This is a genomic window from Undibacterium sp. Di27W (assembly GCF_049340345.1).
In the GTDB taxonomy this organism is placed as follows: domain Bacteria; phylum Pseudomonadota; class Gammaproteobacteria; order Burkholderiales; family Burkholderiaceae_D; genus Undibacterium.
In genome coordinates this window covers 119,111-137,801 of the sequence record NZ_JBMPOS010000006.1, presented here as the reverse complement: position 1 = coordinate 137,801, position 18,691 = coordinate 119,111, and the positions used below count along the sequence as shown (strand labels likewise).

Annotated in this window: 20 protein-coding genes; 7 read left to right on the top strand and 13 right to left on the bottom strand. The window is 53.0% G+C overall.

Features of this window, described 5'->3' with window-relative positions:
* Nucleotides 1-84: 84 nt before the first annotated feature.
* A complete protein-coding gene (locus ACO0LF_RS14120) occupies nt 85-330 on the bottom strand; it encodes a hypothetical protein (RefSeq protein ID WP_423014932.1) in 246 nt (81 codons plus the stop codon).
* Nucleotides 331-679: 349 nt separating this feature from the next.
* Between ACO0LF_RS14120 and ACO0LF_RS14115 the strand changes: the two genes are divergently transcribed.
* The 6 genes from ACO0LF_RS14115 (at nt 680) to ACO0LF_RS14090 (ending at nt 5,168) form a co-directional block, all read left to right on the top strand.
* Entirely contained in the window at nt 680-1,321 is a 642-nt protein-coding gene (locus ACO0LF_RS14115) for a 2-dehydro-3-deoxy-6-phosphogalactonate aldolase (protein WP_423014930.1), read from the top strand.
* 147 nt (nt 1,322-1,468) lie between these two features.
* The gene (locus ACO0LF_RS14110) at nt 1,469-1,846 is read left to right on the top strand and encodes a BlaI/MecI/CopY family transcriptional regulator (protein WP_423014928.1); all 378 of its coding nucleotides are present in this window, start codon (nt 1,469-1,471) and stop codon (nt 1,844-1,846) included.
* Entirely contained in the window at nt 1,836-3,110 is a 1,275-nt protein-coding gene (locus tag ACO0LF_RS14105; RefSeq protein ID WP_423014926.1) for a M56 family metallopeptidase, read from the top strand. Before ACO0LF_RS14110 ends, ACO0LF_RS14105 begins: the two co-directional genes overlap by 11 nt.
* Nucleotides 3,111-3,386: 276 nt before the next feature.
* Complete coding sequence (locus ACO0LF_RS14100) at nt 3,387-3,788, top strand: hypothetical protein (RefSeq protein WP_423014924.1); 402 nt, start codon at nt 3,387-3,389, stop codon at nt 3,786-3,788.
* 25 nt (nt 3,789-3,813) lie between these two features.
* Nucleotides 3,814-4,497, top strand: coding sequence for a hypothetical protein (locus tag ACO0LF_RS14095; protein WP_423014922.1), 684 nt, complete (start codon nt 3,814-3,816; stop codon nt 4,495-4,497).
* A gap of 8 nt (nt 4,498-4,505) precedes the next feature.
* A complete protein-coding gene (locus ACO0LF_RS14090; RefSeq protein WP_423014920.1) occupies nt 4,506-5,168 on the top strand; it encodes a YdcF family protein in 663 nt (220 codons plus the stop codon).
* A 210-nt stretch (nt 5,169-5,378) separates the two neighbouring features.
* Here the strand turns inward: ACO0LF_RS14090 and ACO0LF_RS14085 are convergent, their stop codons facing one another.
* A complete protein-coding gene (locus ACO0LF_RS14085; protein WP_423014918.1) occupies nt 5,379-5,819 on the bottom strand; it encodes an NIF family HAD-type phosphatase in 441 nt (146 codons plus the stop codon).
* A 45-nt stretch (nt 5,820-5,864) separates the two neighbouring features.
* Complete coding sequence (locus tag ACO0LF_RS14080) at nt 5,865-6,791, bottom strand: LysR family transcriptional regulator (RefSeq protein WP_423014916.1); 927 nt, start codon at nt 6,789-6,791, stop codon at nt 5,865-5,867.
* A gap of 61 nt (nt 6,792-6,852) precedes the next feature.
* Between ACO0LF_RS14080 and ACO0LF_RS14075 the strand changes: the two genes are divergently transcribed.
* The gene (locus ACO0LF_RS14075) at nt 6,853-7,470 is read left to right on the top strand and encodes an FMN-binding negative transcriptional regulator (RefSeq protein WP_423014914.1); all 618 of its coding nucleotides are present in this window, start codon (nt 6,853-6,855) and stop codon (nt 7,468-7,470) included.
* A gap of 359 nt (nt 7,471-7,829) precedes the next feature.
* On the opposite strand, the gene ACO0LF_RS14070 is transcribed toward ACO0LF_RS14075, so the two are convergent.
* The 10 genes from ACO0LF_RS14070 to ACO0LF_RS14025 all read right to left on the bottom strand — a co-directional run bounded on the left by ACO0LF_RS14070 (nt 7,830) and on the right by ACO0LF_RS14025 (nt 18,506).
* On the bottom strand, nt 7,830-9,299 hold the full coding sequence (locus ACO0LF_RS14070) for an N-acyl-D-amino-acid deacylase family protein (protein WP_423014912.1): 1,470 nt from the start codon (nt 9,297-9,299) through the stop codon (nt 7,830-7,832).
* Nucleotides 9,299-10,603: an amino acid deaminase gene (locus ACO0LF_RS14065; RefSeq protein ID WP_423014910.1), complete on the bottom strand. Its 1,305-nt coding sequence runs from the start codon at nt 10,601-10,603 to the stop codon at nt 9,299-9,301. Before ACO0LF_RS14065 ends, ACO0LF_RS14070 begins: the two co-directional genes overlap by 1 nt.
* 32 nt (nt 10,604-10,635) lie before the next feature.
* Complete coding sequence (locus ACO0LF_RS14060) at nt 10,636-11,721, bottom strand: ABC transporter ATP-binding protein (RefSeq protein ID WP_423014908.1); 1,086 nt, start codon at nt 11,719-11,721, stop codon at nt 10,636-10,638.
* Between the two features lie 161 nt (nt 11,722-11,882).
* The gene (locus tag ACO0LF_RS14055; protein WP_423014906.1) at nt 11,883-12,653 is read right to left on the bottom strand and encodes an SDR family oxidoreductase; all 771 of its coding nucleotides are present in this window, start codon (nt 12,651-12,653) and stop codon (nt 11,883-11,885) included.
* Entirely contained in the window at nt 12,650-13,867 is a 1,218-nt protein-coding gene (locus ACO0LF_RS14050; protein WP_423014904.1) for a hypothetical protein, read from the bottom strand. The genes ACO0LF_RS14055 and ACO0LF_RS14050 overlap by 4 nt, the downstream gene beginning before the upstream one ends.
* 17 nt (nt 13,868-13,884) lie before the next feature.
* On the bottom strand, nt 13,885-14,277 hold the full coding sequence (locus ACO0LF_RS14045; RefSeq protein ID WP_423005767.1) for a RidA family protein: 393 nt from the start codon (nt 14,275-14,277) through the stop codon (nt 13,885-13,887).
* Nucleotides 14,278-14,518: 241 nt separating this feature from the next.
* Nucleotides 14,519-15,373: a carbohydrate ABC transporter permease gene (locus ACO0LF_RS14040; RefSeq protein WP_423014902.1), complete on the bottom strand. Its 855-nt coding sequence runs from the start codon at nt 15,371-15,373 to the stop codon at nt 14,519-14,521.
* A complete protein-coding gene (locus ACO0LF_RS14035) occupies nt 15,360-16,235 on the bottom strand; it encodes a carbohydrate ABC transporter permease (RefSeq protein WP_423014900.1) in 876 nt (291 codons plus the stop codon). The genes ACO0LF_RS14040 and ACO0LF_RS14035 overlap by 14 nt, the downstream gene beginning before the upstream one ends.
* Before the next feature lie 2 nt (nt 16,236-16,237).
* Nucleotides 16,238-17,455 carry an ABC transporter substrate-binding protein gene (locus tag ACO0LF_RS14030; RefSeq protein WP_423014898.1) on the bottom strand — a complete coding sequence of 406 codons (1,218 nt, stop codon included), beginning with the start codon at nt 17,453-17,455 and terminating at the stop codon, nt 16,238-16,240.
* A 49-nt stretch (nt 17,456-17,504) separates the two neighbouring features.
* Nucleotides 17,505-18,506 carry a 2-dehydro-3-deoxygalactonokinase gene (locus ACO0LF_RS14025; RefSeq protein ID WP_423014896.1) on the bottom strand — a complete coding sequence of 334 codons (1,002 nt, stop codon included), beginning with the start codon at nt 18,504-18,506 and terminating at the stop codon, nt 17,505-17,507.
* Between the last annotated feature and the right edge of the window lie 185 nt (nt 18,507-18,691).

Genomic DNA, 18,691 nt, shown 5'->3' with positions numbered 1-18,691 from the left:
GATTAACGCGTTGTTGATGCAATGATGTAGGTTGGGCCGGGCCTCGCTAGGCTACGCTTCACCAGCCCAACACTGGGCCTATGATTATCGTTTCGCTGATGCAAGAGCTTGTTGTTTTAAGTTTAAATCCTTAATAGTCTGAAAACGGTATTTGCGATTGCAGGCCGGTGGTAGACCGGCGGCTACCCACCTTTTTGCTTCGCCAAAAAGGTGGGCCAAAAAGGCGACCCAGGCGTAGCCGCCCCCTAAAGGTGGTTCCCGTTTGTGCGGCACAAAAAATGGGAAGGCCCGAAACTCGCTACGCTCAAACAGCGGTCCTTCTTTTTCCATTTTCTGTGCCGCACAAACGGCGCCTACACATGGGAACTGCGGAAAATCAAACCCAACAGCAACAGTGCTGTAGGTTGGGCTACGCTTCACCAGCCCAACACTCGGCCTATGATTCGCGTTTCGCCGATGTAAGAGTTTGTTGTTTTAAGTTGAAATCCTTAATAGTCTGAAAACGGTATTTGCGATTGCAGGCCGGTGGTAGACCGGCGGCTACACATGGGAAATTCGGAAAATCAAAATCAAAAGCAACAGCAACCCCAAATTCAAAACCCGGGTTACTTTACGTTCAAGAGTAATATATTCATCAAATAGCATCATCTATCTTATCAAGACAAGAACGAACACCACCATGCCCCCATCCACTAATTTCCCCACCTATCTCAATCCCATCCCCCTGGTCGCCATCCTGCGCGGCATTCAGACCCATGAATGCGAAGAAATCGCCCTGGACCTGTATCAGCTAGGCTTCCGTTGCATAGAGATACCCCTGAATTCGCCCGATGCCTTGCGCAGCATAGGTGTGCTGGCCAGGGCTTTGCCAGCTGATTGTTTGCTGGGGGCAGGGACAGTATTGCGGCTGGAGCAGGTGGGGCAGGTGCAGGATGCGGGTGGTGCTTTGATCGTCATGCCGCATACGGATGTGGCCCTGATTGCGGCGGCCAGGCAGCGTGGCATGTTCAGCTTGCCTGGTGTGGCCACTATCAGCGAGGCTTTTGCAGCACTGCATGCAGGGGCGGATGGGCTCAAGTTATTTCCGGCAGAGGCAGTGCCACCCACGGTCTTAAAAGCCTGGCGCACAGTCTTGCCTGTCGATAGCCTGTGCCTGCCTGTGGGCGGTGTCAAACCGGCAGGCATGCAGACGTATCTGCAGGCGGGGGCGAATGGTTTTGGATTGGGTGCCAGCCTGTATCAACCGGGCTGGTCGGCGCAGCAAGTCATGCTGGCGGCCAAAGAATTTATTGCTGCCCTGGCACAAACCAGGCAAGAGTAGTAGCGTTATTGCAGGAGTAGGCTCGCGGCTGCTTGCGGGCTTTTAGTTTCAGTCATTTTTATCTGCATTTTTATTGACTTCAATGATTACGCGTGTAATCATTGTTTATCGATTACATCTGTAAATGAATAAATTCTGGAGCCCGCAATGAAAAACATCGCTATCAGCGAAGCCGAATCGCTGGTCATGGAAACCCTGTGGCAGCAACATCCGATGGCAGCCGAGGAGGTCAGTGCCATCCTGGTGCAACAGCAGGATTGGCAGGAAGCTACCGTCAAGACCCTGTTGAATCGCCTTTTGAAGAAGGGCGCGATAAAGGCAGAAAAAGATGGCAGGCGCTTTTTGTATTCCCCCGTCCTGAAGCGTGAACAATGGCTGATGTCCGAGAGCAAGGGTTTTCTGGACCGAATGTTCAATGGTCGTATTGCACCTCTGGTAGCGCACTTCAGTGAGCAAAAAAAATTATCCAGGCAGGATATCACCGAACTCAAACGCCTGATCAGGGAGCTGGGTGATGATGAATAATCTATTGCAGACAGGCTTGCTGATCTGCATGGTCGCTAGCGTAATCATTGCCGTCATCTTGCTCATCAGGCTGCCATTGCGCAAACTGTCAGGTGCCAATGCAGGCTACCAACTCTGGGTCATGTTGCCATTGGCCTTGCTCGCCATGCTGCTGCCGCATCGCCAATATCTGGAGATGAGCGTGGACCTGAATGCACCCGCAGGCAAACTCATGGCTGCGGCCACGATGCTGGAGATGCCGGTCACCAGCATCGGGCCCATCTTACTTATCACTGCATGGCTGACAGGTAGTGTTTGCTTCATGGGCATGCTCATGGTTGCGCATCTGCGCTTCATGCACAAGCTGGGCAGGCTGACTGAGAATGAAGGTGTCTACCTCTCCAGCAGTGTAGAGGCTGGCCCGGCACTGGCAGGTTTCTTCAAGCCAAAAATCATTTTGCCCGCCGATTTTTTTGTGCGCTATAGCGCAGAAGAACAGGCACTCATCATCCGTCATGAACAAGTCCATTTGCGCCGGGGTGATGTGTATGCCAACAGCCTGTTTGCCTTACTGCAATGCCTGCTCTGGTTTAACCCGCTGGTACACCTGGCAGCCAGATATTTCCGTCTCGATCAGGAGCTAGCCTGTGATGCCAGTGTCATCGCTGCCCAGCCGCAAGCCAGGCGCAGTTATGCCGAAGCCATGCTCAAGACGCAGCTTAGTGTTACCCCCAGCACCCTGGCCTGTCATTGGCCTTCTCATCATCCTTTGAAGGAAAGAATCATGCAATTACAAGAATCAACACCTGGTTTTTTAAAACGTAGTATTGCCCATCTATTGCTGAGTGGCCTGTGCGCGAGCACTGCCTACAGCGCCTGGGCTGTTACACCTGTCAAAACGGTAGTCACGCAAGCTGGGCAAAAGAAACAGTCCAGCGTCAAAACCATGGCCGACACTTATCTGGTGAATACAGACATCCATGTCGGCGGTGAAACCATTACTCCCCGTGTCATGGTGGAACAGGGAAAAGAGGCCAAAATCAGCCTGACATCAAAAGAACCACAAGCCACATGGGATATCAGTTTCAACCTGGTGCCAGCACCTGCCAAGTATAAAAACGCAGTCCTTATCGCCATGCAAGTCAGGAAGGATGGCACTCTGGTAGCAGAACCAAAACTCGTCACCGGTCTCAATCAAACAGCCACTCTCCAAAAAGAGTCGACAGATAAACAAGAGGATTTTGATATCAAGATGACGGTCAATTTGGTGAGAAATCCTGAATAACTGTGATCCTGTCTGATTCTGTCTGATGAAGGGCCAGGCCGGCCATTCTGCTAAAATATACTGGAGCAGATTTACCATGAGAGAAACCATGCACCGCTGACCTATATGGTTCCGTGCACTCTTCCAGCATCATGCAGTGAAAAGGAAAGTAATTCGGTGCTAACACACGCAACACACGCAACACACGCAACACACGCAATCACAGCAACCAGGGCATACCAGGAGATCAGTCAGGTCTATGGTGAGCGGCGTGCCGGGCGCAGCCAGGAATTGTTGATGAAACATATCAATGATGGTTTGGAAATCATGATAGCTCTGGATGCCAGCATGGCTGCCTTGCAGGCTTTTTGCCTGCATCCACTGTTTCAGGCAGATCAGGAATTAGCCACATATGCACCTCTGGCATCTGTTTTTTCGCCAGAGGTCATATTGCTGGTTATGGAATACCGCCGAGCAGCCAATGCCTATTTATGCAAGCCGCATACGGATGCCTGGGAAATGGCTGATCTGCACTTGTATGTAGGGTGGATATTGCCAGAAGTCAGAAAAATGCTGTTGGCTGACAAATTGCAAAACCAGGCTGATTTTTTAATCCATCATGCTGACACCCATATACGCAAAGCAGAATTGAAACACTACTTTCAATTGTGGATTGAATACTTGAACGCGATGAAATAAGGTCTATGACATGAGCAGATCAAACATGCTGTCCGCAATCAAAAAAACTACTACCGTCCTGATATTGTTTTACACGTCTGCGACAATGGCCGCGACCGATAAAGTTTGTACTGGCGATGCTGCCCTGAGCAAGCTTGAAGGCTACTGGAGCACCAGCCATTTTCTGAAACTCTTGAAGAAGCATGGCAGCTGGACTACTGCCATGACAGCGACTGATGACCAGCAAGTGGCCCTCACCGTCAAAGATGGTCGTATCAAACAAAATCTGGCCTGGCATGAAGGCGATGAAGCAAATTATTGCCTGCGCCTGCAAGGGGACAAAGTCTGGTTACTTGGTGATGGCAAAAAAAGAGCTGAGCAAGGCCCCTATCAACGTCTGGGCGGGCCTGGCCAAAAAGAAGCCGACCTGTATCTGGCGCGCCTCATACAAGGTTGCTTTATCAGCCAAGAAAAAGAGCAATGGTGTTTTCAGGACGGCAAACTCAGTATCAATGGCAAGCCATCCAGGGCCAGCCTGTCATTGGATTTATCTGAACTGGATTTATATGGCACCCCCCTGCGCGTAGAGGGCCGCAAACTGCCATTCTGGTATCTGGTCAGGCGTGGCGATGCCTGGGCAGTGTTTGAAGATGATTATGCGAGCAATGAAAAACGCTTGCCTGTCGACCCCAACACCAGCAAGCCCTGGCGCTTGCTGAGCAAGCAATAGCCATGCACATGTTTCAGATATATAAACTGCGTCGCCATTTTTATATTAAATATATCGCCCTTCTGAGCTTAGTATTGCTGCTGGCGGGATACCTGGCAGTGATGTGGAGTATCGCGGCCTATCCGGCCCTGCTGGTGCAGCAGTTCGCTGCGACTGAAAAAACAAAAGCAGATGCTGCCATTATCCTGGGCGCATCCGTCTGGAAAGACAAGCCTTCCCCCGTATTTGCCGAGCGCATCAACTATGGCATACAACTCTACCAGAGCGGCCAGGTAACTCACCTGATCTTTACGGGTGGTTTGAGTAAGGGTGATACCCTGTCTGAAGCCGCTGCCGCCCGGCAGTATGCGATTGCTGCAGGTGTACCAGCCTCGCAGATATTGATAGAAGAAGTCTCGAAGAATACTTATCAAAACTTGCAGCAAGCATGCAAGCTCATGCAAGTAAATCAATTAAAAAGCAGTATGGTAGTCAGCGACCCGCTACACATGAAGCGCGCGATGAGCATGGCACATCACTTGCATCTTCAGGCAACTTCTGCCGCCACACTCACCAGCCTTTATGTAGGCTGGAGTGCTAAAGGCCAGTTTTTGCTGTATGAAAGTCTTTTTTATGTGAAGTACAAATTGCTAGGGGAAGTTGAAAATTCCTGCATAAGTAAAAAAACATAAGCACGAACCAGATTAATTTGATGATGTGATCTAATCGCTGCCATTTCCTCGTAGGAGCGGCTTTAGCCGCGAATGGGTTTTACTCCTGCGTATATAAGCGGCACGGCAAAATGTTCGCGGCTAAAGCCGCTCCTACATGTATCAGTCTAGATATGGTGTGCTTGTGCGGCCAGCACTGTACTTATTTTCCTTAGACTTCCAGATCCCCATTCAGGCTTTAAACAAGGCTTCGAGCTTTGCCAGCATTTTAAACAATCCCCTATCTTCTTCCGAATAGGGATAATCAAAAAATTCTATCTGCATCCATTGCTCAGCCTGCCCGGGATGAACATAGATTTCAAAATCATCGACCAGAATGGATTCTTCCACCCTTGCATCGGGTATATATTCCAGATTCTTGGTCTCGCCTTGCCAGTTCACGTATTCAATATGGGCAAACCAGGCAGGTGCCTTGCCTTCTTCCACCAGTAGTCGGGCGATATGTCGGAACTTGTCTTCATTGACTGTCGTGAACATGACCAGTCTTGGGAAAATCAAAGCGCAACGTTCCAGGAATTCAAACAGGCCAGGGCGTGGAATCTGGCTCATGGCGTTAGAGATCAAAGTGCCTTCGAGGTCCAGTGCGAGCGTAGTTATTTTTTGAGTTGTCATGATGCTTAAGAAGATTATTCGTTTGATGACCGGCCTTCATCATAATCAGGCTGCTGGCAGCTTACCTTCAAACAATTGCTGATGCGCAGCCAGCGCAGGCAGGAGTTTTTCTATGCAGGCATTGATGCGGCGGACACGGCGCAAGTCAGGGTGGCTGAGTATCCATAGCGTAGAGCGAAATTCTTCCATGGGCAAGCCCAGGCGTTTCAGGGCTGGTGCACGGTCACCCAGGTAGCAAGGTAGAATGGCCATGCCCATGCCTGCATTGGCAGCGCTGGCGACATTGCTGAGGCTGTTACAGCGAAATACCGCCTGCTCAAGCAAACCTTGCGCGGCCTGCCATCTGGCTGAGTCCAGATGGGCCAGCGTGGCATCGGCCATGACCCAGGGACGATGTGCCATCTCACTGCTGTGCATATTTGTCCAGGTAGAAGGATAGTAGATGCAAGAGGCAATATCACACACACGACGGGCGATCAAATGATACGGCGGCGTGCCGCCGGCACGTAAGGCAATATCGGCTTCGCGTTTTTCCAGCAAGAACATGCTGTTGCCAGTGCTGACTTCAAGGCGTATGCCCGGCAATTGCTGCTGTACGCTGGCAAGAACAGGGGGTAATAGCTGGAACATCAACGTATCTGTTGTCGTCAGGCGCACACTGCCCGTGGGTTTTTCATCCAGCCCGGCGATGCCCAGTTCCAGGCGATGGATATCCTCTTCAATTTGCTGTGCTACCGTGATGATGTCGCTGGCAGCAGTACTCGGTACATAGCCTGAGCGCTTGCGTTCAAACAGGGTGACTGCGAGTTTTCTCTCTATCGCCCGCACACGACGAAAAACCGTGGGGTGGCTGCTGCCCAGCGCAAGTGCAGCCTGGTTCAGGCTACCCGTCCTGGCGACCGCCAGGATAATGCGCAAATCATCCCAGTCCAGTCTGGCTTGTTCATTTTTGAAATCTGTCATTGCAGTCATGCGTCTTGTTGTAGGCGAGTGGCAAGATTACCATGGCTGTCAATTCAATTTGGAGTCAATAATGAACAACCCCGAAATTTTCCAGCCCAAAACCACAGCTGAAATCGATCAGATGGTAGCCCGTAATCCTCTGGCTCTGGTCATCAGCGCCGACGGTGTGAATATACAAGCATCGCCCCTGCCTTTGATCCTGCAAAGAGATGCTGAGGGCAATGCCAGCTTCATAGGGCATTTTTCCATCCATAACCCCCAGCTTGAGATCATCCGCAAGAATCCGCGTGCCTTGCTGGCTTTTACGGGTGTCCAGGGTTATATCTCATCTGCCTGGCTGAGTGACCGCCGTTATGCCCCCACCTGGAATTATGAAGTGGCCCATTTTGAAGTCGATATCTACTTGGAAGAAGGCCCTGCAGCTGCCATGCATGCACTGGGAACCCTGGTCAGCCAGATGGACGCGAATGAAGCACACCCCTGGAAGATAGAAGAAAGCCCCAGGGCAGAACAATTAGCAAAATTCATTGTACCTTTTCACGCCACAGTCTTGTCTTGCCAGGCGCAATTCAAACTTGGGCAAGGTGATCCAGAGAGCCTGATACAAGACAGCCTGGTGGCGCTCCGGAGAACAGGCAATCATGGCCTGGCCGATGCCATGAGCAGGATGCATAAGCTGGATAGTTAAGTCGGATAGTTAAGCCGGATTGCTGCGTTGGATGCATAAACTGCAAAGGCTGAAAACAGCAGTCAGGTGCAAAACATGGAAGGCAGTTTTTATGGATTTGCAGAAGTGGAAGAACTATTTTCTTGAGCGCTTTGAAGTAAGCATATTTCAAACTCACCGTAGGGTATGCCGTGCGCACGACTTTCCTGATATAAATGCATGCGGCAGCGGCGCGCACGGCGCACCCTACCAATGCCTCTGTGCTATCTCTGTGTCTCAGTGTCTCTGAGGTGAGATTTTTTGTCTTTTCAAAAACTCCAAATGAATGTTAAGTAGGGTGCGCCATGCGCACCGCCCCCAATACGGAACACATAATAAATTTAGTCGTCAAAGTTATAACGCTCATCCTGCCTGCGCAAGACCTTGCCAGCGCGTTTGCCAGTCAGCTTGCCTTCTGCCATAGCAATCTCGCCATTCACCAGTACCCACAGCACACCTTTGGCAGCCTGTTTCGGCTGCGCAAAAGTGGCAGTATCGCTGATCGTGGCCGGATCAAAAATCACCAGGTCGGCCCAGCAGCCGCAGGCGATGCGGCCACGTTGTTTGAGGCCAAAATGATCGGCAGACAAAGTCGTCATGCGGCGTATCGCTTCAGCCAGGCTGAACAATTTTTCTTCGCGCACATAATGACCAAGCACCCGCGGGAAAGCACCCCACAGGCGTGGATGTGGATGCTCATCATGCGGCAGGCCATCAGAGCCTATCATGGTATGCGGATAGCTGAGTACGCGCTGTACATCATCTTCGCGCATCTGGAAATACACCGCACCGGCAGGATGCAGGCGGCGCGCCGCTTCTTTTTGATCGACTTGCCATTCAGTGGCGATATCGGACAGATCACGCCCCGACATCGCCGGGTAAGGTTCGGAAAATGTCACCATGATGCGGATGACACCATCGACATAATCGGGGTCAAGCACGGTGGAACCGGCGGCATAGGGGTAGGCATCCAGTCCCACTGCCTGGCTGCGGCGACGTTCGCTGATATACGCCAGGGTCTCGCTCGTGCGCCCCCAGTTGGCCGGGCCCGCGCATTTGTGATGTGAGAGTATGACGGGCAATTGCGCCGCTTGCCCGGCATCGCAGGCTTCTGCCAGGGCATCCATGACACCATTATATTCATCACGTATATGCGAGGTATATACACCACCAGCCTGGGCGGCGATTGTGGCCAGGGCGATGACTTCAGCATTGTCTGCGGCCTTGCTGGTCTGGTAAAACAGGCCAGAACTGAAACCCAGTGCACCCGCCTGCATGCCTTCTGCCAGCAGGGTTTGCATGCTGCCGATTTCGGTAGCGCTGGCGGGACCTGTCCAGTCTGCCATGGCATTTACACGCAGGGTGGAGTGGCCTATCAGCATGCCGACATTGACGGCGGGCTCAGCACTTGTCACGGCTGCGACATAGTCGGCCATGCAGTCAAACTGGTAGTCTTTTTGCGTGCCTATCAGCGACAAGGGAGCAGGCACTGCAGCACTGGCTTTCAGGGGTGCAAGGCTGATGCCGCAATTGCCGGTGATGACTGTTGTCACGCCTTGCGTCAGTTTGGGCTGCATGGCGGGCTGTTGTAAGACTACCCTGTCATCATGGGTATGCACATCGATAAAGCCAGGTGCCACGGCCATGCCCCTGGCGTCTATGATGTGTTGCCCTTTCAGACTGGCAGGGGCGGCGATGGCAGCGATCTTTTGCTCGCGTATGCCTATATCGGCAGGGTAGGGCGCGCAGCCGCTGCCGTCATAGACCTGGGCATTACTGATCACCACATCATAAGTACCGTCTGGCATCATCAGAATATGGTATTGATGGCAGACTGCACGCGATAAGCATCATCGACCACCAGCATCAGCGGCCATTTGTCAAAGGTCGTGCAAGGGTGGGAAATGCCGCAGGCGATGAGGTCACCGACTGCCAGGGTCTGGCACAGGCCGCTGTCTTTGGGCAGGCGCAGGTAAGCATGCTGGTCATTCATTTTTTCTATCTTGCAACCGGCTGGCAGGGGAAATGGTGCGCTGGCATGGCCTGGCTTGTGTGTGGCAAAAGGCAAAGGCATATCGATGTCGTAAGAAGCATCGCGCTTGCCCATGGTCAGGATGGCCAGGTCGTTTTCAGGGCGTGACTGCACCATGCTCCAGACTTCCAGTGCTGGTCGCAAGCCGCCTGCTGGTAAGTCAGTAACGCGCTCATGCATTTCTTCCACCAGGCCATGATAAAAACCATGGTCATGCGTGACATAGCAACCGCTACGCAAGATGGGTAGCAAAGGGCGCGAGAGTTTTAATTCGCTGACAAATTCCTCACCCACCAGATCAAAATAAGCCGAGCCACCGGCAGAGATTAATATCTCAGGCAAGTCAAATAATTGTTCGCGATCAGCCTGCTGGCATACTGCGCCCATGTCTTGCAAAAAGCTTTTCACTTGCTGCAAGTCTTGCTCACGGTTTTTACCAACCAGCAAGCCTTCATAACCCTCTACGCCTGCCAGTTGCAGGTAAGGGCTGCGGTGGATATGACGGGCCAGTTCCAGTGCTTCTTGCGTGCTGCGGCAACCTGTGCGGCCACCGGCAAAGCCCAGTTCTACCAGCAGCGGTAAGGTTCTTTGCAAGCCTGCTTCACGCACTGCATCCGCCAGCATGTTGACACCTGCAATGGAATCGCAAATTGCATAGAAAGTGAAGTCCGCATCTTCAGCCAGCAAGGCCAGCGCAGAATGGATATCGCTCTTGCTGATGAGCTGGTTGGCGATAATGACGCGTTTCACGCCAAAGCGATGCGCCACACGCATCTGGTTGACATTCGCCAGCGTCATGCCCCATGCCCCATTGCGCAACTGCATGTCAAACAGTTGTGGGCTCATGGTGGTCTTGCCATGGGGAGCCAGTACAATATTGCGGCTGGCGCAGAAAGCCTTCATCCACAGCAAATTATGTTGCAGGGCGCTGTCTTTCAGCACGGCCACTGGGAAGCTGGTGTCGGCATTCAATACATTCCAGGCTTGTGCGCCCAGGTCTTTTTGCAGCATTGGGGCGGTCAGCGCCAGACCCTTGGTACCGGGTAGCAGGGCTTGTTCATTCAGTGATGTCAGGTTCAGCATGGGGTTCTCTTCATTCTTTCTTTTTTTGCCTGTCAATTCAGGCGCAAGCCGGTTTGGCTATCAAACAGATGACAAAGTTCAATCGGGAAGTGCAGGGCCAATTTTTCACCGGTCGCCACTTGCAGGCGTTCACGTGATGCCAGGCAGCAGGGATGCTCATTCTGTACGCCATCGAGTTTGCCATAAAAGTAAGTCTCGGCACCGGTAGGTTCTATGCTATCTATGCTCATCGCCAAAGGGATGATACCAGATGGTTTTGCCTGCACATGCTCAGGCCGTATGCCCAGCGTAATAGCCTGGCCTTGCTGCGCGGCAGATGCAGGCACTGGTATGCGAATATTGCTGGCGGTGCGCAAGCAGGGCTGGCCTTCTTCCATGCTCAGTATGCCTGCGATCAAATTCATGCCAGGTGAACCTATGAAGCTGGCGACAAACAGATTGGCTGGCCTGTCATACAAATCCAGCGGCTTGCCCACTTGCTCTATGCGCCCGGCATTCATGACGACGATGCGGTCGCCCATGGTCATGGCTTCGATCTGGTCATGGGTGACATACATGACCGTATTTTTCAGACGCTGGTGCAGGGACTTGATCTCGGCCCGCATCTGCACGCGCAATTTGGCATCAAGATTCGATAGCGGCTCATCAAACAGAAACAGCGCTGGCTCACGCACCACTGCACGGCCCATGGCGACACGCTGGCGCTGGCCGCCGGAGAGTGCCTTGGGCAGGCGGTCCAGGTAAGGTACAAGATTGAGCATCTTTGCCGCTGCCTCTATGCGCGGCCTGTAGCTGGCTTCTTTTTCTTTGCGCAACTTGGGACCAAAGGCGATGTTTTCATACACAGTCAGGTGCGGGTAGAGTGCATAACTCTGGAACACCATGGCAATATTGCGCTGCTGGGCGGGCAAATCATTTGCCCGCTGACCGGCTATATAAAAATCGCCACCAGTAATCTCTTCCAGCCCCGCCACCATGCGCATGAGGGTACTCTTGCCACAACCCGAAGGCCCGACCAGCACCACGAATTCACCATCAGCAATGTCCAGGTCTATGCCATGCACAACCGGGGTTTGCTCATAGTGCTTGACGATGTTTTTTAACTGTACGGCTGCCATGCTTGCTTCCTGATTATTTTGGGGAAAGACCTCTCAACACAGAGACACAGAGGGGGCACAGAGGCCACAGAGAACGGCAAAATCGATTTAAGGTCTTTTTGTTTTTCTCTGTGCCCCTCTGTGCAAACTCTGTGTCTCTGTGTTGAAAGGTCTTAAAAGATTCAAATTTCCTCTTGCGTCAATTCCATAGCCATCACGCGGTTGCCTGCCATCAGGCCGCCGTCTACTGGCAGGGCGACGCCGGTGATCACGCGTGCTGCATCAGATGCGAGGAACAGCACAGCATCGGCGATATCATCCGGTGTAGCAAAGTCTTGCAGCGGATACCATTTCTTCAAGTCTTCAAACACTTGCGGGTTTTTCTCGGCACGGGCTTGCCAGGCCTGGGTTTTTACCGTGCCGGGGCAGACGATGTTGGCGCGTATGCCATGTTTGCCCAGCTCCATTGCCAGTGCCTTGGTATAGCTGATCAGGCCAGCCTTGGCGACGCTGTAGGCGGGGTGGCCCAGTGAAGTCATGCCATTGACTGAGCCGATGAGGACGATATTGCCCTTGCGTTTGGCCTGCATACCGCTGCGCACAGCTTCCACGCTATGGAAAGTGCCGTTCAGGTTCAGGTCCATGTCCTGTTTCCAACTGCTTGCTGTCGTGCTGGCCAGGTTCAGGCTTTGTGCGGCACCAGCGTTGGCGACCAGTACATCAATGCTATTGTCTTGCAGGGCTGCAGCCAGTGCGGTTTGCAAGGTAGCAGCGTCGGTCAGATCAGCGGCGACGGCAACACAGTTTTCTGGTCCCAGTTTTGCCACCAGGGCGTCGAGTGCTGCGCCGGGCAGGTCCTGGGCATATACCTGATCGCCATTCGCGATAAAGCGCTGGCACAGCACGCTGCCTATGCCGCCGCAGGCACCGGTGATGAGTACATGACGTTTCATGCTGTGTCCTTTCCAAACTGGCTATTGAGTGTGGTGGCAAGATGATCCAGTTGTTTTTGCGGTAGCAAGCCATAGTTGTAAAACGCAAAATCACTGATGCCGAGTTCACGCAGGCCCGTGATGGCGGCATCCAGTTCTGCACCAGTGTTGAGGTCAGGGTAACCGGGGCGCAAGATCGCACGTATCTTTTCTGGCCGGTTGCCTGTGGCATGCAGGGTATGGCGCGCATCATTGATGGCACGGGCGGCGCTGGGTTCGTAAAACGGTACTTCCAGATAATCTGCCGCATCGGCCAGGGCAGCCAGGTCACTGCCTTCCTGCCAGCAATCAGCCGTCGGCCTTTGTACCGTGGGGATGATGGCCAGTTGCGTTGCCTTGGGCAATTCTGTGGCGATCTGGCTCACCAGCTTGGTGACGCGGCGCTGCCGCAAGCTGATGAAGGCGCGCAGCTCTTCATCCCTGAGCAGGTCTGCCTGTATCCAGTCTTGCGCCTGATGGGCAGTGACGGGCACGGGGTTGCTCAGGTAGTCATTGATATTGCCAGCAATACGCTGTTGCACAGCCTTGATCTGTATACCCTGTTCAGTCGCGGCACGCTGGCAAGCATCGCAAAAGCACATACCCAGCATGACATCCAGCCAGGCATTCGAGGGCACCTGGGCAAATTCATGATGGTAGCCATGCGCATAAGGTTGCCAGCCCGGGCTTTCCAGTATCAGGCTGCTGAGTTCATATTGCTGCGCCAGATCACGGCAAACGGCGCGTGCATATTCCAGCACCGCTGGCTGCATGGGGCACAGGCTATACACATAGCGGTCACCAAACACATTTTGCGTAGTCAGATGCGGGTAAGCTGCACCCAGACGGGTGTTATGCAGCAAGACTGTCCATGCATGCACACGCAGACGGCCATCGGCCAATAAATCTGCCAGCACATGACGGATGGCTGCATCACTATGTGCCTGTGGCTTGATTTCGCCATATCGCTCTTGCCGTGGTTCAAAATACAGCACGCCATCTTCAGGGAAAATTACCTTCGGCCCCTTGCGTGCATGTGGCCGCAAGAATTTACCTGCGTGGTAACTGCAAGCCAGGCTGACATCTGTGACGCCCATGGCCAGCGCCGCATCGACAAAGGCCGTTACGCCCATATCCAATACATCCCAGGCATATACATAGATGGAACGGTAGGCGGTATCAATTTGCATGTGCATGGTGATATGAAACAAATTTAAAGAGGTTTGTAAGCCGTGACTTCTATCTCTATCTTGCAGTCAACCATCATTTCAGAGCGCACGCAAGAACGTGCCGGTGGATGCTCGCCAAAGTAGTCAAGATAGATGCGGTTGAAAGTCCAGAAGTCACGTGTGTCATCCAGCCATACCGTCACCTTGACGACATCGGCCAGAGTACAGTCAGCCAGCGCCAGCACCTTTTTGACATTCTCCATGGTACGCCGCGTTTGTGCTTCTATGCCACCATCTTCAACTTCGCCATTGTCCTTCATGGCGACCTGGCCAGAACAAAACACAAAATCCCCAGCCCGCACCGCAGGCGAAAACGGCAACCTCTGCCCACCAGCACCTGCAGGGATGTTGCCGTAACGTGTAATTTCTTTAGTCATAAAATTTCCTGTATTAATTCAAAACCATTAACCACAGAGGCACAGAGGAAGGAAAGACTGCTTGCAAGCAGTCTTCGTTCCGCAGGCGAGTGGCATGCCACTCGAATTCCCTGCTACACCACAGAGGGGGCACAGAGAAAATCAAAGGAAGAGAGACATAGAGTACATTTATCACTAGAGGTTTTCTCATGATTTTCTCTGTGTCTCCGTGTCTCTGTGGTGAGCCTTTTGGTCTAAAAATTCACTTAACCGCACCCAGCGATAATCCTTTTACCAAATACTTCTGCAACCATGAAAACAGTACCGCCACCGGCAACGTCGCCAGCAAGGCGGCTGCCATGACGTGGTGCCAGTTGACGGTGTATCTGCCTGCCACCAGGTCGACGATCTGTACTGTCACGGTTTTGTTTTCTGCCGAGCGTATCAATGTATAGATCACTGCAAATTCATTCCAGGCGTTGATGAAGGTGAAGATGCCTGTGACCACCATCGCAGGCATGGCCAGTGGCAAAAACACCTTGAGTACAGCGCGGGGTTTGCTGCAACCTTCGAGCCAGGCGGCTTCTTCCATGTCGCGCGGGATGGTGGCAAAATAAGATTGCAGCATCCACACGGCAAAGGCGGTATTCAGCGCGGTATAAGTAGCGACGACGCCGATGTGGGTATCGACGAGGTTGCCATCTCTATACGGTATCGCGGCAGCCAGGCGGAACAGGCCCAGCACCAGCAGGATAGGTGACAGCATTTGCGTGACCAGCAGGAAGCGGCGATAGCCTGCCTGCCCGGCAAAACGGAAGCGTGCCATCGCATAAGCAGCAGGTATGCTGATGCCCACAGCCAGCACGGTCGACAGGGTACTGATGATGATACTGTTTTTAAGCGCCGTGCCAAACTGGGTTTCTGCCCACATCACGACAAAATTCTCCCAGGCTATCTGCGTAGGCAGCCAGCGCGGCGGGTAAGACAAGACTTCGTCTGCCGGTTTAATGGCAGTCAGCAGCATGACGGCAAATGGTAGCAGGATCACGATGACCAGGGGGGACAGGGCCAGCCAGCAAAGCAGGCTGCGCTTAAACTTGCTCTTATTGCTCGGCATGCCCGCCCCCTTGCATGCGCATATAGATGCCAGTAAAAGCCAGCAACATCAATAGCATCACCAGTGATACCGCCGCAGCCTCGCCCGGCCTGCCAAGGCGGAAAGCCAGTTCATAAAGGTAAGTGACGAGGATATGCGTGCCATTGTCCGGCCCGCCCTGGGTCATGACCCAGATGATGGGGAAAGAATTGAACACATAAATCACATTCAATACAATCGCGATATTGATGAAAGGCCTTAGCAAGGGCAGTGTCAGCTTGCGAAACTGTTGCCAGGCATTTGCCCCTTCCATGCGCGCTGCTTCATAGATATCAGTCGGCACTGACGACAAACCACCGAGAAAAATCGTGACCGTGAACGGCACAGACACCAGTATGCCTATCATGATCTCGACCGGAAAAGCCAGCGCCGGATCAGCCAGCCAGTGCAGGGGTTGTTTGATAATGCCCATTTGCTGCAAGCCCAGGTTGATGAGACCAAATTCATCATTGAAAGCCCAGCGCCAGATGATGGCGGTCATGGTCAGCGAGATAGACCAGGGCAGCATGGTAATCGTGCGTGCCAGGCCACGGCCATAAAAATCCTGCACCAGTATCAGCGAAGCGGGCACCGCCACCAGCACCGTGCCACCGACGACACAGATGGTCCACACCAGTGTGCGCCACAGCGTTGCCATGAACACCGGGTCGGCAAAGATAGCGGCAAAGTTGGCAAAGCCAGAAAAATCCCGCACCTGGCCAAAGCGCGATACCTCGTGCACAGACTGCCAGACGATATTAAAAAACGGATAGCTGACGATGAAAAGCGCCAGCGCAAAGCTGGGCAAAATCAGCAGCCACGGTGCCAGGGGGCGCTTGCTCATGTTTACTTCTTCAGCATCTTGTTGGCTTGCAGGGCTGCGGCTTTCAAGGCATCTTCCGGCTTGCTCTTGCCCAGATAGACGGCTTGCATGGCATTGGCGACGATTTTTGAAAGGTCTTCCCAACCTGCAATGACAGGGGCAAACTTTGCCGTTGGCAGGTAGCTGATAAAGCTTTGTGTCACCACGTCATTGAAAGCCGGGTCTGCCGCTTCTTCTTTCGTCGTTGGCAAGAAACCTTCACCGCTGGTGAAAGCGACACGCGCTGCCTTGCTGAACAAAAATTCAGAAAATTGCCAGGCCGCCGTCTTGACCTTGGAGTTCTTGAACATGATCAGTGAATCAGTCGTGGCAAAGGTCGCTGCATTGCTACCCTGGGGGATGGCAGTCACGCCATATTGCAGGCCGGGTTTCTCTTTTTGTATTTGCTTGGCGAGAAAAGGCGCAGTAATCACCATGCCCAGGCGGCCCTGCTTGAACAGGTTTTGCACATCTTCGCGGCTGTTGCTGGTGACGCCGGGCTGTGTCAGGCCCTGGTCGATCAGGCTCTTGTAGATATTCGCCGCCTTGATGCCTGCGGCACTGTCAAAAACAGCCTTGCCATTGGCATCGACAACTTCACCACCGTTAGTCCACAGCGAGTAAAACCAGTAAATCTCGGTTTCAATTTCCTTGCCTTGTATGCCAAAGCCATAGGCACCTGTGGCCTTGATCTTCTTGGACGCTGCGATGACTTCATCCCAGGTCTTGGGGCCGTTGGGGTAGCCCGCTTTTTCCAGCATGGCCTTGTTATAGTAGAGGCCGCGGGCAGAGGCTGAGATGGGCAAGCCATAGGTCTTGCTGGCCACCTTGCCAGAGTTGATGAAGGCACCGATGAACTTGTCCTTGAAGGTGGGCGTCATGCGCGCATCCAGCGGTTCGACCACATCATCCCTGACCAGATCAAGCAGCCAGCGTGTGGCGACGATGGAAAGGTCAGGGTTGGTGCCGCCGACGATATCTGTTTGCAGTTTTTGTTGCAGGCTGTCCCAGTTGACTTCTTCTACCTTGATGGTAATGCCGGGGTTGGCCTTGCTGAACTCCTTCGCCATTTTTTCAAAATAGGGCAGGGTCTGGTCACTGTAGTGGGCCACGGCGATGCGCACGGTTTCTGCGTTTGCGGTGCTCATGCCCAGCAGGGCGGTGGCCAGACTGGCAAAAATTCTTGTGTTAATGCGGGTCATGCATGTCTCCAGATTTTTTCAGGCGGGCGCTTATTTTTATTTTATTTTTTTATTTTATTAATCCGCGGGCTGTGGCAACTTTGATCGCACCCAACCCGGCCAGATGCGTCTGGACTTCGTCGCTGACGACGGTCACCTTGCCTGAGAAATAATCGTCGTTCTGTATCAGCAGGGCCAGGGCTTCTTTCATGATAGGCTTGCCGCAGATGATGACAGGTGTGCCTGGCAGCATCTTGATGGCCGTGCTGTTTTTGAGCGTCAGCAAATCTGCCCCGAGGATGGCACCCAGCAGGAAATTGGCCCTGTCATTGCGCTCATAGATCGTGAACTGGTCGAGTATGCGCACATTGAAGCAGGTGCGTCCCAGGCCTATGGTTTGTGCGGATTTGGCACCAGCCAGTAACATCTCCGTGCTGATGGTGTTGGCAAAAGAAGATTCCAGCGATTGCGCCAGGATGGTGTTGTGGGTGATGACATACATCAGTTCACCCGCCAGCGTGGTCACGCAACCGGTGATGCGGTTTTTGTCATCGATGCAGACAAATTTGGAATGCGAACCCGGCATCACCATCATGGCCGGCCCGGTGATACCCAACTGGTCGATGACGCCGATGACTTCGACTTCTTCACCGCGCATCATGTCCATGGCTTCGCAATTGTGCAGGCCTATGTTGTCAACCACATTGCGCACGCCGGGCACAAACCACAAGGGCTTGGCAAATACTTCAGGAATCGTCACCGACACCATGCCACGCGCCAGTTGCTGCAAACCTGCCGGGGCCAGCACATGCGGCAGTTCAAACAGGCCGACGTTGGAGCTGATCATGCCTGAACCCAGCACCAGGCTGATATCGTCTTCAGTCAGGCCAGCCTGTTCCAGGGTTTTGAGCAAAGTGGCACGCACGCCTTTTTGCAGTTTTTCGCGATTGCCTGTCATTGCCGTATCACGCACACCCACTTCATGTGCCTGATGCGCAATCACGACGCCATCGCGCCAAAGGGTCACCCTGGTATTGGTGGTGCCGGTATCTATCGTCAGTATGTGGGTCATTGCAATAAGAATCTGTATAAAGTGCTTGAAAGTGACGCAAAGCTTAACCATGCATGCCCTGTCTTGCCAGCGATTAATTTTTGAGACTGCGTTTAGATTAATTCAATGTCGGTGAGCGTGATCTGTTTGCGAATTTAGCATTCTCGTAGGTTGGGCTACGCTTCATCAGCCCAACACTGGGCTTT